The 16,640-nt window shown below is 39.9% G+C and carries 14 protein-coding genes; 1 reads left to right on the plus strand and 13 read right to left on the minus strand.

The genetic code is table 11. The annotated features are described in order from the left end of the window. Positions 1-8: 8 nt before the first annotated feature. From H3T57_RS01770 to gltX, 8 genes are all read right to left on the minus strand, one after another. On the minus strand, positions 9-1,166 hold the full coding sequence (locus H3T57_RS01770; RefSeq protein ID WP_198192842.1) for an OmpA family protein: 1,158 nt from the start codon (positions 1,164-1,166) through the stop codon (positions 9-11). Between the two features lie 298 nt (positions 1,167-1,464). Next, positions 1,465-3,021, minus strand: coding sequence for a S41 family peptidase (locus H3T57_RS01775; RefSeq protein WP_232349707.1), 1,557 nt, complete (start codon positions 3,019-3,021; stop codon positions 1,465-1,467). Positions 3,022-3,241: 220 nt separating this feature from the next. Continuing rightward, the gene (topA, locus tag H3T57_RS01780; RefSeq protein ID WP_198192845.1) at positions 3,242-5,812 is read right to left on the minus strand and encodes a type I DNA topoisomerase; all 2,571 of its coding nucleotides are present in this window, start codon (positions 5,810-5,812) and stop codon (positions 3,242-3,244) included. A gap of 171 nt (positions 5,813-5,983) precedes the next feature. Next, positions 5,984-7,162: a DNA-processing protein DprA gene (gene dprA / locus H3T57_RS01785; RefSeq protein ID WP_198192854.1), complete on the minus strand. Its 1,179-nt coding sequence runs from the start codon at positions 7,160-7,162 to the stop codon at positions 5,984-5,986. A gap of 5 nt (positions 7,163-7,167) precedes the next feature. Beyond that, on the minus strand, positions 7,168-7,812 hold the full coding sequence (plsY, locus tag H3T57_RS01790; RefSeq protein WP_155567090.1) for a glycerol-3-phosphate 1-O-acyltransferase PlsY: 645 nt from the start codon (positions 7,810-7,812) through the stop codon (positions 7,168-7,170). Next, entirely contained in the window at positions 7,809-9,101 is a 1,293-nt protein-coding gene (locus tag H3T57_RS01795; RefSeq protein ID WP_198192856.1) for a dihydroorotase family protein, read from the minus strand. The genes plsY and H3T57_RS01795 overlap by 4 nt, the downstream gene beginning before the upstream one ends. Beyond that, positions 9,098-10,033 (minus strand): aspartate carbamoyltransferase catalytic subunit, encoded by a 936-nt coding sequence (locus tag H3T57_RS01800; protein WP_155565670.1) that lies wholly within the window; start codon positions 10,031-10,033, stop codon positions 9,098-9,100. The genes H3T57_RS01795 and H3T57_RS01800 overlap by 4 nt, the downstream gene beginning before the upstream one ends. Next, positions 10,026-11,429 (minus strand): glutamate--tRNA ligase, encoded by a 1,404-nt coding sequence (gltX, locus tag H3T57_RS01805; protein ID WP_198192858.1) that lies wholly within the window; start codon positions 11,427-11,429, stop codon positions 10,026-10,028. The genes H3T57_RS01800 and gltX overlap by 8 nt, the downstream gene beginning before the upstream one ends. A 180-nt stretch (positions 11,430-11,609) precedes the next feature. On the opposite strand from gltX, the gene H3T57_RS01810 reads away from it, so the two are divergent. Beyond that, positions 11,610-13,658 (plus strand): ComEC/Rec2 family competence protein, encoded by a 2,049-nt coding sequence (locus H3T57_RS01810; protein WP_198192866.1) that lies wholly within the window; start codon positions 11,610-11,612, stop codon positions 13,656-13,658. 1 nt (position 13,659) lies between these two features. On the opposite strand, the gene nth is transcribed toward H3T57_RS01810, so the two are convergent. Genes nth through hisA form a run of 5 tightly spaced genes read right to left on the minus strand, consistent with a single transcriptional unit; the run spans position 13,660 to position 16,621 of the window. Continuing rightward, a complete protein-coding gene (gene nth / locus H3T57_RS01815; protein WP_230880509.1) occupies positions 13,660-14,343 on the minus strand; it encodes an endonuclease III in 684 nt (227 codons plus the stop codon). 13 nt (positions 14,344-14,356) lie between these two features. Then, complete coding sequence (locus H3T57_RS01820; protein WP_155565667.1) at positions 14,357-14,722, minus strand: histidine triad nucleotide-binding protein; 366 nt, start codon at positions 14,720-14,722, stop codon at positions 14,357-14,359. Between the two features lie 11 nt (positions 14,723-14,733). Beyond that, positions 14,734-15,078, minus strand: coding sequence for a phosphoribosyl-ATP diphosphatase (locus H3T57_RS01825; protein ID WP_155565666.1), 345 nt, complete (start codon positions 15,076-15,078; stop codon positions 14,734-14,736). 26 nt (positions 15,079-15,104) lie between these two features. Continuing rightward, positions 15,105-15,863, minus strand: a complete 759-nt coding sequence (hisF, locus tag H3T57_RS01830; protein ID WP_155567086.1) for an imidazole glycerol phosphate synthase subunit HisF — start codon at positions 15,861-15,863, stop codon at positions 15,105-15,107. Then, positions 15,857-16,621: a 1-(5-phosphoribosyl)-5-[(5-phosphoribosylamino)methylideneamino]imidazole-4-carboxamide isomerase gene (hisA, locus tag H3T57_RS09195; protein WP_347400626.1), complete on the minus strand. Its 765-nt coding sequence runs from the start codon at positions 16,619-16,621 to the stop codon at positions 15,857-15,859. Before hisA ends, hisF begins: the two co-directional genes overlap by 7 nt. Between the last annotated feature and the right edge of the window lie 19 nt (positions 16,622-16,640).

A 16,640-nucleotide genomic window follows, 5' to 3' on the forward strand; every position in this document is an offset into this window, starting at 1 on the left:
GAAACTATTTAGCGTAAAATTATTTCCACACGTCTGTTACGTGCCTCCCGTACATTGGGTCCTGTTTGTACTCGCAAATTTTGTGATCCATATCCATGTATATCAATATTACCGGCCGGAACGCCATTTCGTATCAATTCGGATCTGATTTCCTTGGCTCTTTTTAAGGAAAGTTCGATATTGTATTTTTTTCCCTTAATATCGGGACTAGCGGATGTATCTGTATAACCATCCGCTTCAATACGGGTGTTTTCCACGTTATTGTAGGCTTGGGCAGCCTCTCGGACAATAAGTCGCGCTCGATTACTCAGGCTGTAACTATTCCAGTTAAAGAACACAAGATATAATCTTGATTTTCTGGCCTTAGGAACTACAGGGGTTTCATCAACAGGTGTTGCAGGAGGAGGGGCAGGGTTAAATTCATAACGTAACCCGAGTAAAATGGAATGGTTAAAATAGGTGGTTGTATCCCGATTGCCTTTGGTATGACCATAAGGATGGGTAATGTTTCTTCCTCCTTGGGTACCCCATACATCGGCGGTATGACTTTGGGGTGCCAGCATTGTCCAGAATCGATATTCTGTAATGAAGGACAATCCAACAATCCAAGGGGTTGGAAATGATAGCCCTCCAATTCCCTGGTAAGCGAATTGCCCGAATGTACCTCCCATGTGTTCAGTAAGACGATGATCCGCGGTGCGAAGTTTTACCCCATTCATTGTAGACCATCCATAACCAATTCCCGCACCGAAATATGGGAATATATAAGGGCTTCCCACATCCATATCAAAAAGGGCGTTAACCATAAATCCATAAGTTTGCTGGCGTCCCTCACCACGGGCTTTATAGGAACCGAGATTTTGATATTTCAAGGGATTGTTGCGATAATTTCCCTCCACTTCAACTCGAAAACCGTTTCCAAGACCATATCCTAGACTCGTTACTGCAGTGGCCCCTAGTGTATATTTATCACGACCATCAGGCATAATGGGATTTTGACGCACAACTTGATCTTGATTGATACTAAGCCCGCCAGCACCCGTTACATACAAACCTTTAACCGGTTGTGCTTTTATCGTGGTTGAGGGCATGAGAAAAGTGGTTAAACATAAAAGGGTAGAAATATTAAATATAGATGCAGCAAATAGAGGGAATTTCAAACTCATCTTAATTTTTCACTCCTTAAATCTAGCTATCAGCTGCAAATTGTTTTAGTAAAATATTCTTCGAACTGAAATACCCTTTTTTTAGTGAAGAAAGAAGTAAAAAAAATTTTTTGTTCGAAAAATATATCAAATGTCATTGAAACAACACATGGTTTAAATTTACTTGAATAGAAGCAATATACTATTTTCAAACTTAAATAAATACAAGAGAGCAATTTTTAATTGTTATCATTTAGCAATGTAATAATCAAAAAAAATATCAATACCGTGAAAAATCCAATTTGGTTGTCTATACAACTTAATCATTCGGGATCATATCAAGTGCTTTTTCGTAAAGCTTTGGGTTAAGAAGCAAATCATCGGCAATCTCAAGATCAATATCTGAACCGATGGCAGGGGGACAGGCATTTCTAATTTGAAGAATGTCCTTTGCTTCAACCGGAAAACGTGATTGTTTGGAAAAGATAACATCACGTGCATAGGAAGATTGATCATTAATTAATTCATTCATTTGTTTTTGAGTGAATTTAACTCCACGACTTGTGCATATTTGCGGAATGATGCCCAAGCCCTGAATTGGCCATCCCAAGGGGGCGATAACCCTGCTCCATGTAACGAAGAGCTCTCCTCCATCAGGTAATTGTGCAATGGTTTGTACAAGACCTTTACCCAAAGTTGTGCTGCCGATTACGACGGCTCTCTTATGATCGGATAACGCAGCGGTTAAAATTTCGGCAGCACTTGCAGTTCTGCCATCAACCAAAATAACAATGGGAACATTATTGGTTATGTCTCCTCCCTGTACTGCCCATACGTGATTGGACTCTTGATCTCGTCCTTGTGTCGTTGCTGCAATACCATGATCCAGCAATAATGCAGAGCTTGTTATGGCCTGTTGCAAAACACCTCCTCTATTTCCTCTGAGATCAAGAATCAGGCCCTTTAATTTCATATCTTGAACAGCTTGATCAAGATACTGATTGATTTCTTCCGCAGTGAAAGTTGAAAAGGAGGTTATTTTCAAAATAATTATGTCATCATTTGTAAATGCAAATACGGTCGCTGGTGGAACAATTTCTCTTTTCAAATGTACGATTCTTGTTTTTTTTCTACCGTGTGAGCCCAAGACAAGAGTCAAAGATGAATTGTTGCCGCCCTTTAGCCAGTTATTAATTGTATCAACAGATTGTTTATAGGTACGTTTGCTATCTATTTTATAGATACGTTCACCTACGTTAAGTCCTGCTGACCAGGCGGGACCATTGGTATTGATAGAGCTGATAACGATATAGTTTTTATCTTTGGAGATGGTAATTCCGATATTTGCCTCACCATCTCCTCGTTGATTACGATCCGTGGATGCAAAATTGGGAGCGACATATCTTGAATAGGGATCCATATGATCAAATAATTCATCAAAAAAAGCTTGGGTAAGACCTTGATTGTTTGCCAATTGAATTAAATTGGAATTTTCCCATCCCTTGGTAGAAATATCCGTTATGGTCTTTGCCCATTGGGGTATATCGTTATCTGCCGGCAAGGGATAGTTAGCTAGAATTTTTTGAGACTGTTGAAGAACAAGCTTATCTTCGATTTCATGAATTGATAAAGAGGGGTCAACGGCATTTAAGCCATTCAGTCCCCATAAAGACAATTCTTTTATCGTATGTTCTTCCAGTATTCTGGGTTGTAGAAAAGTCAATGCGGTGGCGATGACATTTTCGTAGCTATGTTGATTAAACGGGGCGATATCTTTTGGTTTTGTGGATGTAGTAGATTGTGCGTATATAGGGGTATAGGTATTAAATGCAAGAATTATATACAGACAATAAAATAAAGGTTTGTATTTTTGCAAAATGAAATATAGAAAACATATCGCATTTTGCGTCAGTCTAAAGAAACAGAAATGTCGTATTAGGAGGAAAATGATTGTTCTCCAAAGACAATAAAATATTTTAAATATAAGGTTAGCCAATATTAAAAAAGCTATAGCAACTTTAAGATTATTAAAACCTAAATATAAAAATAACAAAATCTGTCACGTAAAAAACACAATAATCTAGTTAAAAATCATATTATTTTTTTGTTTTTTTTACTGTTTTTTTCTTTTTTGTTGGCGTTTTCTTTAACTCTTTTCCTTTTTCTTCGAGAAGTTTCAATGCGTCCTCTAGGGTTGTATTATCTCCGTTATCACCTTTTGGTAGGGATGCAACAGATTTTTTATGCTGTATATAAAATCCGAAACGTCCTTTTCTTAATAAAACAGGTTCCTTATCTTTTGGATGAAGCCCCAGATTACGGATAGAAGCCATTTTTTTTGCAAGAACCTCCAAGGCTCGATTCAATCCTACTGATAAAATATCTTCATTTTTATCCAAGGCGGCAAAAATATTTCCCATTTTGATATAAGGGCCAAAACGTCCCAATCCGATTTCGATTTTTTCACCTGTCTCAGGATATTCTCCAAGTAATTTTGGAAAAGATAACAGAGCAATGGCCTGATCCAGGGTAAGTGTGTTTCCATCAATATTATTTGGAATAGCGGCACGTTTGGGTTTGATCTTTTTATTTTCAGGATCAGCCTCACCAGATTGTATATATAATCCGTAAGGTCCTTTACGAAGTGAGATTACTTCATTATTTTCTGGATTATTTCCAAGGATTTTGCTGCCTTCTTTTAAAATCTCATTATCTTCTTGATCAGCATTATCCAGACTTAACTTTCTAGTATATTGACATTCAGGATAGTTGGTACATCCTATAAACGCCCCATAGCGACCCAGTTTTAGATGAAGTTTGCCATTTTCACAGGCAGGACATTTTCTGGGGTCGGACCCGTCCGTTGTTTCGGAAAAGAAGTGAGAGCCAAGATCATGATCAAGCGCATCAATAACATCAGAGATTTTCAGTTCTTTTGTTTGCTCGATGGCATTGGAAAAATCGTTCCAAAAATCCTGTAAAACTTTTTTCCAATCTATTTTACTATCGGAAATTTCATCAAGTTGTCCCTCTAACGTGGCGGTAAAATCGACATCAACGTAACGTTTAAAGAAAGATGTTAGAAAAGCAGTAACCAAACGTCCACGATCCTGAGGAATAAAATAACGATTTTCAAGAGTAACATAACCTCTGTCACGTAAAACCCCGAGAATGGATGCATAAGTGGATGGACGACCAATACCCAGTTCCTCCATCTTTTTAACAAGTGAGGCTTCACTATAGCGTGGAGGAGGTTGAGTAAAATGCTGACTAGGCAAAATTTCTTTGGTTTGAAGAGTCTCTTTTTCTCTTAAGGTGGGTAGGAGTGACCCTTTGTTGTTTTTATTTTCCGCCTCATCTTTATCTGTATCATCAAAACTTTCTGTATAAACTTTTAAGAAACCCTCAAATGTTATTGTTGATCCCGTTGTTTTAAAGCAATTTTCCTGCTTTTCATCTGTTATTGTTATGGAAATTTGATCAAGTTCTGCGGATTCCATCTGACTGGCAAGAGCTCTTTTCCAGATAAGATCGTAAAGCTGTTTCTGATCAGCTGTTAAATAAGAACTGATTTGTTCAGGAGTGAAATTGATATGTGTAGGTCGTATGGCTTCGTGTGCCTCTTGGGCGTTTTTTGCCTTACTTGTGTATTTGCGTGGTGATTTTGGTACAAATTTTTCGCCATATTCGGTATTGATATGATTACGAATGGCCTGAATTGCTTCATTTGCCATTTGTACTCCATCGGTTCTCATATAGGTAATCAAACCAACGGTTTCCCCCTTGACTTCAATTCCCTCATAAAGCTGTTGTGCGGTACGCATCGTGTTTTGTGCGCTCATTCTTAATTTTCTTGATGCCTCCTGCTGTAATGTCGAGGTGGTAAAGGGGGGGGATGGATTCCTTCTTGTTTTTTTTCGCTCTATGGTACGAACGCTAAACTGTTGATTATTTAAATATGTACAAACCTCTTTTGCCAGATTTTTCGTATTTAGATCAAATTGTTCAAGTTTTTTGTTTTTTAAATGGGTAAGTTTTGCCGTGAAATCCTTATTGGATGAAGTGATAAAAGTGCCATGAATGGTCCAATATTCTTTGGATTGAAAAATCTCGATTTCAGCTTCACGTTCGCATACAAGACGCAAGGCAACAGATTGGACTCGTCCCGCACTTCGGGATCCAGGTAATTTCCGCCATAAAATTGGTGATAATGTAAAGCCTACCAGATAATCAAGTGCACGTCGTGCAAGATATGCTTCAATCAAAGGTTGGTCCAGTTTCCGGGGATGTTGAATAGCGTATTGAACTGCCTGTTTGGTAATTTCATTGAAGGTAATACGCTCGACATTAATATTTTTAAGTAATTTCTTTTCATTCAGAATGGATTGGACATGCCAGGAAATTGCTTCCCCCTCACGATCGGGATCAGTGGCAAGATAAAGTGTTTTGGCATTTTTTAAGGCCTGGGCAATCGCCTTGATCTGCTTGTTTCCACGTTCATCCGTTTCCCAATCCATGGCAAAATTTTCAGTCGGCCTAACACTTCCATCCTTCGGAGAAAGATCTCGGACATGCCCGAAAGAGGCGAGAACAGTGTATTTGTTTCCAAGATATTTATTTATGGTTTTGGCCTTGGCAGGCGATTCAACAACGATGACGTCTGTCATTTTCTCTCCAGACGGATTAGTAAAAATGATTTCTTCAATTAGAAACAGAATACTATCTTTTCTTTAGTAAGAAGCAACTGCTATTTTGGTTTTTAACTAATTTTTTAAATGGATGTGATTTACATATTAAAACGAAAATGGAAGAAAAATTCAAGAATTCGTTTGATTTCCTCATTTTAAAATATAGCCATTATGGCAAAGAAAAATTTTTTGCTGGATTTCAAGCAAGGTAAGAGCACTCTGAATTTCATTGGTAGGGTAATGAACATTTCTCAAGATTAGATCGATAGGTGTAGGGGTGGCAGAAAGCAGGAAGAGAATATCATCTTCAATTGTTCTTGAATTGTTTTTATCAGGTATATTGACCTGTGGAGAATTCTTGTTCTGGTGGGATATGTTTTCAGGTTCAGGAGAATCAGGAGAATAGGTAAAAAGATCTGTATTGGAAGGGGTGTTTTCTTGGATCAGGGGATGGGGGAGTTCGGATATTATATCCATGGCATTTTCTGTTAATATAGCCCCCATTCTAATCAAGTTATTGCTTCCTTTACAACGTGGGTCAATGGGAGATCCTGGTACTGCAAAAACGGGACGGTTATAATCAAGCGCTTGTTTAGCCGTGATAAGACTGCCGGAATGCTGGGCAGCCTCAATGACAATACATCCCCAGCTTAATCCAGCAATAATACGGTTTCTGCGTGGGAAATGCATGGCTTGAGGTTGGGTTCCAATAGAAAATTCAGTTAAAACAACCCCTTTTTCTGCTATTGATTTTTGAAGGTCTTTATGTTCTGTTGGATAAAAAATATCGATTCCACAACCAATTACGGCAATGGTGAAACCTGTGTATAAGGCCCCTTTATGAGCTGCTTTGTCAATACCTCTGGCTAGACCAGAGGTAATGCCAATTTGATGTACGGATAGATCAGCCGCAAGATTTTCTGCCATTTTAATGCCATGTATAGAAGCATTACGCGCCCCGACAATAGCAACATTTCTCTTTTTTAATAACTCGATATTGCCCATGGCAATCAGAATAGGAGGGGCATCTTCAAGCATATCAAGCAAGGGCGGATATTCCAGAGTTCCACGAAGAACGAATTGTCCCCCCAATTCAAGTGTTTGATCAATTTCTCTATGAAGTATTTTATTATCAGGAACTTGAAATTTTTTTGTTGAATCTTTTGAACGTTTTAATTTTGGTAAAATTTCCAAAACAGCTTCAGGGGTTTGATAATGGTCAAGTAATTGTCGATAACGGATTCCACCGATCCCTTCCGTTCTGGCAATTTTTAAATATGGAAGTAATTGTTTTACAGATAGGGTGGAAGATAATGGTTTCTTGGACATTTAACTTAATTTTTTTGGTTTTTTTCACCAATCCGAGGTTCTGTACCGTTGCTGAGACGGTATATGTTGGTTCTATGACGAAAAAATATCAGTAAACTTATAAGAAGGGCGGGAAATAAAAGAGGGGTTTTAAGATCAAGATGATTGAAAATCATAATGAATAAAGGCCATGCAACAAATGCGGACAACCCTCCTATAGAGGAAATTCGGGACAGTCTGGCGGCAAGTAACCATACAATACATGATAATAGACCAGCAATAGGGGTTAAGGCAAGGCTGACACCTAACCCCGTAGCAACACCTTTTCCACCTTTGAAATTTATCCAAACGGGAAAACAATGGCCGACTACTACAAAAATTGCGGCAAGTGATTCGGCCTGAACTGTATAGTTAATGGCAAAAATATAGGCACACCATATTGCAAAAGAACCTTTTCCCATATCGAGTAAAAGAGTTAAAACCGCTAGTTTTTTTTTGCCTGTACGTAAAACATTTGTGGCGCCAATATTGCCTGAACCGATTTGGCGAATATCTCCCATTCCACCAATATAGCTAACCAACATTCCAAAAGGAATGCTGCCAATCAGATAGGACAAAAAGATAATGCCTGCCATTAATGTCCATGCATATTGGGGTATATGCCAAATCATAGGGTCTCTCTTTTGTAAATACAGTGTCCCATCTTCCAGGTTCCAAGGACGACACCTGGAAGGACACGATTGTCAAATGGGGTGTTTTGAGCCCGTCCTGGTAATTTTCCCGCTTCAACCTGCCAGGTTTGATCCGGATCAAACAAGCATAAATCTGCAACATTTCCTCTGGCAAGCGTTCCGATAGGTTGACGCAGGATTTTCGCGGGATTGTTACTTAAAAGTGAAATAGCCTTTGCGAGGGGCAGATTGCCATTTTTGACTTGAATAAGGGTAACACTTAAAAGGGTAACTAGCCCTGTTCCGCCCGGAGCCGCCTCTGCAAAGGGTAAACGTTTGTCATCCACATCTCTTGGAAGATGATCCGAGGCGATTGCATCAATGGTTCCATCTGCCAATCCCTGACAGATTGCAAGACGATCCGCTTCGGAACGGAGTGGTGGGGAAAGTTTGGCATAGGTTCTAAAATCACCAATGGCCTCTTCATTCAAGTCAAAATAGACCGGGGCGGTATCACAGCTGATATTCAATCCCTTTGATTTTGCCTGTCGAATTAGATTAAGTCCCTCCGCGGTGGAAATATGTCCAAAATGTAATCGACAATTTGTTTGTTCCGCCAATCGTAAATCACGGGCAATCATAATTGCTTCAGCCGCAGTTGGAACAGAAGGCAAACCAAGTCTTGTTGCCAGCTCTCCCTGGGTAGCACTGCTATTTTTGGCCAGACTGGGATCTTCGGGATGCTGAATGATCAATCCGTCAAATCCACTTGCATAGGCCATGGTCTGCATCATCAAGCGGGTATCTGCAAGCGCCTTGTCCCCGTCCGTGAAACCAATGGCGCCAGCCTCTTGAAGCAAGCCTATCTCTGCAAGTTCCTTTCCCTCACAACCAACAGTTAATGCACCATAAGGAAGAATGGACACCGATTTTGTTATTTCACCCTTGGCCTTTAGCAGGGTTACCAACGCGGGATTGTCGATGGCGGGGTTACTATTGGGTAGAATCGCCATGGTGGTTATCCCACCTGCAGAAGCCGCTTCTGCTGCGGTAGCAATGGTTTCCCGATATTCAAATCCAGGCTCTCCCACGGTTACCCGCATATCAACAAGACCAGGACAAAGAATGGCTCCTTTTCCATCAATGACATCGCAATCTGATGGTTGCCCTTCTGTTTCCGGAAGATCTATCCCGGCAATTTTATCATTTTTGACAAGAAGTTTTCCCGGTTGATCCAATCCTGATTGAGGATCAATTAAATGGACATTGGTGAAAAGAATTGGTTTCATGGCTGCGCCTTTATGTGAGAGAATTTTTCAAGAACTGCCATTCTTACGGCAACACCCATTTCGACTTGTTCCTGTATGACGCTTTGATGTGGATCATCGGCAACATGACTGTCAATCTCTATTCCCCGGTTTAATGGTCCGGGATGCATGACCAATGCATTTGACTTTGCAAGGTTTAACCGTCTTCGATCCAGTCCAAAGAAACGAAAATATTCACGGGTACTTGGAATTAATCCAGCACTCATTCTTTCTCTTTGAAGACGCAACATCATGATAACATCAACATTTTTAACCCCTTCATCCATTGAGTAATAAGGGGTGGCACCCATTTTAGCGATTGTTGAAGGCAACAAGGTTCTTGGACCGATAACCCTTACATTGCAACCCATTGTGTTAAGAAGGATTATGTTTGAACGGGCAACTCGGCTATGAGCTATATCTCCACATATTGCAACAGTCAAACCTGTCAATTTTCCAAAGTGGCGACGAATTGTTAATGCATCAAGCAAAGCCTGGGTGGGATGTTCATGAGTTCCATCGCCGGCATTGATGACACTGGCATCGACCTTTTGGGCAAGAAGCGCAGGGGCACCAGATTGTGCATGTCGAATGACAAGCAAATCAGCTCGCATAGCGTTTAAGGTATAGGCCGTATCCAGTAATGTTTCCCCCTTGCTGACCGAAGAAGTGGAAACGGACATGTTAATGACATCAGCACCCAGACGTTTCCCCGCCAGTTCGAAAGATGTACGAGTGCGAGTACTATTTTCAAAAAACAGGGTGATTAACGTACGTTCTCTCAACAGATTGCGAGGGGTCTTGCGAGAACGGTTTAGTAAGGCATAGTTTTCTGCCCGGTCCAGTAATATTTCAATTTGGTCTTCGGGAAGTCCTTCTATACCAAGAAAATGCTGTCCAAAGGAATTAACCATTAATTACGGCTCCTAATCTAGCCAAAACCTCATTTTTGCCTAATGCGAGAAGTGTGTCATCAATTCCTGGCGACATGGTGCTTCCCGTTACAGCCGCCCGTAAAGGCTGGGCAACTTTACCCAATTTCAGGTTTTCCTTTTCAGCAAATGCATGTAAACAGATATTGATAGATTCTTTTGTGAATTCAGGTAGTTTATTCAGTTCCACGACAAGTTTACTTAACAAGGCACAGTTATTTTCATTCAATAATTTTTGTGCCTTGTCCGTAAAATTTAATGGAATTGACATACAAAGGAAAGAAGCATTTTCAGCCAATTCATTCAGATTTTTGGCGCGTTCTTTCAATCCAGGCATTAACAGTTTGATTTTCTGTTCATTATTCTGGCTTAAATCAAGGTCTTTCCGTCCCTTCAAACGAGACAATACATCTTTGGTTAGTCTTACATCATCTGCCTGTCTTAACCAGTATCCATTAACATGTGTTAATTTGGCATAATCCATTCGAGATGGAGAACGGCCAACACCATCCAGATCAAATAACCTAATTTGATCTTTCCGACTAAGTATTTCCTCATCTCCATGACCCCAGCCTAATCTAAGCAGGTAGTTACATAAAGCCTCAGGCAAATATCCTTCATCACGAAATTCAACAACCGAACTTGCACCATGTCGTTTGGACAATTTCGCACCATCGGGACCATGAATAAGGGGAAGGTGGGCAAATTTGGGAATATTCCATTCCATCGCGCGATAGATCATTAATTGTCTAAAACTATTGGTTAAATGGTCATCGCCACGAATGACGTGGGTGATATTCATGTCATGATCATCACAGACAACAGCGTGTTGATATGTTGGGGTTCCATCAGCGCGTAGAATAATCATGTCATCCATTTCGATATTGGCGACGGTGACCTCTCCTTGAACAAGGTCTTGAATAACGGTTTCACCTTCTTTGGGGGCCTTGATGCGAATGGTATAAGGTGCATTGGAGGGTGCCTCGGATGGATCACGGTCACGCCAGTATCCGTTATAACGGGGAGGTTTTCCCTCAGCCAGTGCCTTGGCACGCATTTGAGCCAAATCCTCTGGTGTGCAGAAACATTTATAGGCTTTTCCTGTCTCGAGAAGATGAAGAGCGATTTCCTGGTGTCTTTTAATTCTTGTCGATTGAAAAACAGGCGGTTCGTCTGGCGTTAACCCCATCCATGCCAGTCCATCAAGAATAACATCAACAGCTTCTTGAGTGGAACGCTCTCTGTCAGTATCCTCAATCCGTAATAAGAATTCGCCATGATGATGTTTGGCATAAAGATAGTTGAATAGTGCAGCGCGAGCATTGCCAATATGAAGCAATCCCGTTGGACTTGGAGCAAAACGTGTACGAACGGTCATGGGTATCTTTCTTGCACGTAGAATGAAAAGTGAATTGAAATAATGTTTATATTAATTATTAAAAATAAAGATATGAAGTCTAGAAAAAAAATATTTTTATGGAGTTTTTGAACTATCTTAGACAGCATAAAAAATGTCATTGCTCTGTTGGCAAGGGAAACTGACCATTCGAAATTATGGATGCCTGTGTTATTGGGTCTTGGAAGTCTGATTTATTTCACTCTTACGAGCGAACCAGATTTATCATATGGTTTTATATTTTCAATATTCGGTTTGATAGGAATGGCAGTCATTCGATGGCGTTATCCCCTTCAACTGAATCTCTATATTTTTCACTGTGTTGTTTTTTTATTGGGATCAGGGTTTTGTCTTGCATGGTTACAAACACATCGACAGGAACCTTTTTACCGTTTGCCAACGCATGCGGCCACAATGAAAGGAAAAATTCGTCGAATAGAGATTTTATCAAGTGGAAAAACCCGCATTTTAGTACATCATGTTCATTTTTTATCATATCCAGAATCTGAACAGAAAGAATGGCATCGATATATTCAAATTACATTATTCCGTACCGATAATTCCCAAATTAATGTCGGAGATTGGATAGAGGTTAAAGCGATGCTGAAGCATCCATTCCCTCCAGTTAGAATGGCGAGTTATGATTTGCAATTTCATGATTGGTTTAAAAATATTGGTGCTTATGGATATGCTATCGCTCCTATTAACGTAATTAGAAAAAGCGATAAAACCTCAATACAATTGATACGTGAAAAAATAGCCTGTCGTATCAGGATTTTATTGCCTGGTGAGACTGGTGCAATTGCGCAAATTCTATTAACCGGAATTGATGCGAATTTATCTCAAGAAAACAGACATGTTTTTGCTGTGGCCGGACTTGCCCATTTATTGGCCATTGCTGGTCTGCATCTGGGAACGGTGATGTTGATTGTTGGCGGTACAGTACGCTGGCTTTTATTGCGAAGTGAATATATTGCCTTGCATTGGCCAGTGAAAATGATCGCGTTATCAATTGGATGGATTGCAGGTTGTATCTATCTTCTTCTTACAGGATTTCATTTGCCGGCAATTCGTAGTCTGATAATGGCAAGTTTGATCGTTTTCGCCCTGTCTATGGATCGTCGAAGTTTATCAATGCATAATTTGATGCTGGCAGCATTGATGATTTTGATTTTTTCACCCTCATCGATCATGAACGTATCCTTTCAAATGTCTATGGCAGCTGTGATGGCTATAATTGCAGGATATGGTTGGGGATATGACCGTTTTTTGAAAAAATCCAAGAACACTTGTGGTTTAAAAAAATTTTTTTTCTATATTTTGGAGGCTGCATGGATCAGTTTCTTGGCTGGCTTGGCAGTATGTCCAATTGTTATGGCTCATTTTCATGAACTGAATTTATATTTTATTTTGGCAAATTTGATTGCGGTTCCTGTAACAATGTTTTTGATCATGCCAACTGGATTACTATCTCTGGTAACTATCGGGACAGGAATTGATTATTATTTTTTACATTTGATGGCGTATGGAATTAATTTGGTAATTAATACAGCCCGAATTGTTAATGATTTCCCTTATGCGATTATATGGGTTAAGGATATGCCTGGATGGGGGTTGACATGCTATTTTATTGGATTATGTATTATCTGTTTATGCGTGACACGATTAAAAAGTATCGGTATTCTTCTGATTACGATAGGGATTATATCCTGTTTATGGGGTAAAAATCCTGATCTGGTAACCTCTGCGGATGGACAAATGATTGCCATTCGACGAACTGGGTTTATATGGGTAATTTGTCAGCATGGATGTAACAAATATACGATTGAGGGATGGAAACAATACTTGGGTGTATCAAAAGTGAGAATTCAATTTTCTCACAATCATGACAGAAATATTCTTTGCAAGGATTTTTATTGCAAATTGTTGGATGAACATGTTTTGATCATATTAAAAAAACCTGAGAATCTCTTTTCCCAAGCTGAAATATGTCATGCTATGCGGTTGGAAATTTCTTTATTATGGGAACAGCGTTTATGTCCTGATATATCATTCGTTGATAAAGAAAAAAACTGGGTATATGGATCACATAGCATATGGTTGAATTCAAACAAGATCAAAAATGATTTGTCATTAAGAGGCAATCGTCCATGGGTTATGGAACCAATTCAACGTGGTATTCCGAATTTACCCGAAGCTTTGAGTGAATAAATCAAAACGGACTTATGTTTTTATCTTGGTAATGGCATATTTGCACAACAGGACAGTGCCAGCATTCAGGTTTTTTAGCCTTACAGCAATAGCGTCCATGTAAAATCAACCAATGATGTGATTTCGCAATCAATTCTCGGGGAATATTTGTTACTAGATTTTTTTCAACATCGAGGGGTGTCTTGCCGGGCGCTAGACCAGTGCGATTGCCTATTCGAAATATATGCGTATCAACTGCCATGACAGGTTGATCAAAAGCAACACTTAATACTACATTCGCTGTTTTTCTTCCAACACCGGGTAAAGCTTCCAAAGCCTCTCTCGTTTGCGGGACTTGCCCATTATAATTTTCGATCAATTGTTTGGAAAGCGCTATAACATTTCGGGATTTGGCACGCCATAAACCGATGGAATTGATAAAGGGAACTAATTTTTCCTCACCAAGAGCAACCATTGCTTCAGGTGTAGATGCAATCTTGAACAATTTATTTGTGGCTTTATTAACAGATATGTCAGTTGCCTGAGCCGACAAAACAACGGATACTAGAAGCGTGTAGGGTGAAGAATAATTCAGTTCAGTTTTAGCGTCCGGACGTGCCTTGGCAAGAAGACGAATGAATTCCTTGATTTCTTTCTTATTCATTGCCTTTGCTAAAGGTGTTTCTTTATCTGCTTTAATAATCATGGAAAAATTTTAATTAAGCAAATGGTAACTTTTTCCCACCAAGAATATGAAAGTGAAAATGGAAAATTTCTTGACCGGAATTCCTGCCAATATTGCTGATAATGCGATAACCATCTTTGTCAAGACCCAATAAATTGGCTACATGTGCAACAGCCTTGGTAAAAGCCACAATTTCCTCGGGGGCTGCACGTTGAGAAAAATCAGCATAGGAGGTATAAGGGTTTTTGGGAATGACCAAGGCATGAATTGGTGCCTTGGGGGCTACATCGTGAAACGCCAACACATATTCATTTTCATAAATTGTTTTTGCTGGAATTTCTTTTTTCAAAATTTTAGCAAATATATTTTGAGAATCGTAACGAACTGAAGTTGAAGCCATTGTTTCACCTGTTATTTTGAAGATTTTAAATTACGAGAAGCCTTTTCCTCGATCCCGCTTATTTTCTCTCTTTTATGAAGTTCCGCCCAAACATCTTCAGGCGATATATCTGTTATAACCCACATGGCCAACAAATGATACAAAACATCGGCACTTTCACTGATCAGGTTTTGTGGATTTTTTGTGGCACATTCAATCAGGCATTCAATAGCTTCTTCACCGAATTTCTGTGCAACCTTGTGTGACCCTTTTTTCAGTAATTTGGCGGAATAGCTTTTTTGAGGGTCATTATTTTTTCTTTCTTCAATCTTTTTATATAGACGATCAAGAATTTCACCATTTAGATTGGATTTCATACCTTGTTTCCTTTATTAAATACAGATCAGGAAAGGCGGACGGGAATGTTGTTTCCTGCCAGAGACTTTTTTACCTGCTCAATCGTAAATTGGCCAAAATGAAAAACGCTGGCTGCAAGTAATCCTGTTGCTCCTGTTTGTGCGCCTTCGGTAAAATGTTGTAATTGACCCACACCCCCCGAAGCAATCACAGGGACATTAACATTACTGTTAATTGCTTTCAGAAGATCAAGATCAAAACCTTTTCCCGTACCATCACGATCCATGCTGGTAATTAAAAGCTCACCAGCACCACGTCTGGTCATTTCCTTTGCCCATTGAATGACATTAATACCCGTTGGAGTACGACCACCATGACTGTAGACCTCCCATGAACCTTTATTATCAGATCGTGCGTCAATAGCAACAACGATACATTGACTGCCAAATTTATTGGCTCCATCATTAACAAGATCCGGATTTTTAATGGCTGCGGAATTAATGGCGCATTTATCCGCTCCTGCTAAAAGAAGCGCACGTATATTGTCCGGTGTACGAATACCCCCGCCAACAGTCAAAGGAAGAAAAATTTTTTCCGCTGTACGATTCACCACATCAATGATGGTGTTTCTGTTTTCATTGCTTGCGGTTATATCCAGAAATGTCAATTCATCGGCACCTGCCTTATCATAAACCAATGCCTGTTCAACGGGATCACCGGCATCACGTAGGGAGACAAAATTGACTCCCTTGACCACACGTCCGTTCTTGACATCAAGACAGGGAATGACACGGGTTTTCAACATGTTTCCAACACCTTTAAAGCGTCATTGATCCGAATGCGTCCATCATAGAGGGCTCGACCAACAATTACCCCCTCTATTCCTGGCTCCTGATTGGCAACGTTTCGTAATGCCTCAATATGTGCAAGGTTACCAATGCCTCCACTGGCGATAATCGGTATCTGGAGATGATGGGCAAGATTGGCAGTTTGTTCAAGATCAAGTCCGGATAACATGCCATCTCGTTCAATTTCAGTAAAGATAATGGCAGAAGCACCGCTGTCCTGTAAACGTAAGGCGAGGTCCAGGGCTTTCATTTCAGAGGTTTCCGCCCAACCTTCGGTGGATACATATCCTTTTTTGGCATCAATACCAATCACGATTTGACCAGGAAAGGATTTGCAGGCCTGATAAACTAGTCTGGAATTTTTAACGGCGACACTACCGAGAATAACTCTTTTTATGCCCTTATAAAGCCAATATTCGATAGCATTTAGGTCCCGTATTCCACCTCCAAGTTGAACAGGCACCTGAGAATTGGCAAGAATGCTTAAAATAGCTTCTGTATTAACAGATTTTTTTGCAAAGGCACCATCAAGATCAACAACATGTAACCATTTACAACCCTGATTATTCCAGTTTAGAGCTTGTTCACCGGGATTGTCAGAATATATTGTTGCCTGATCCATTTCACCCTGACGTAATCGAACACATTGACCATTTTTCAAATCAATCGCGGGATATAATGTTAGGGGATGGACTGCTGAAGAAAAGCTGGACATAAATAAGTTACACTTCATG

Origin of the sequence: Commensalibacter sp. W6292M3, assembly GCF_016101315.1 — a bacterium.
Lineage (GTDB): Bacteria > Pseudomonadota > Alphaproteobacteria > Acetobacterales > Acetobacteraceae > Commensalibacter > Commensalibacter melissae.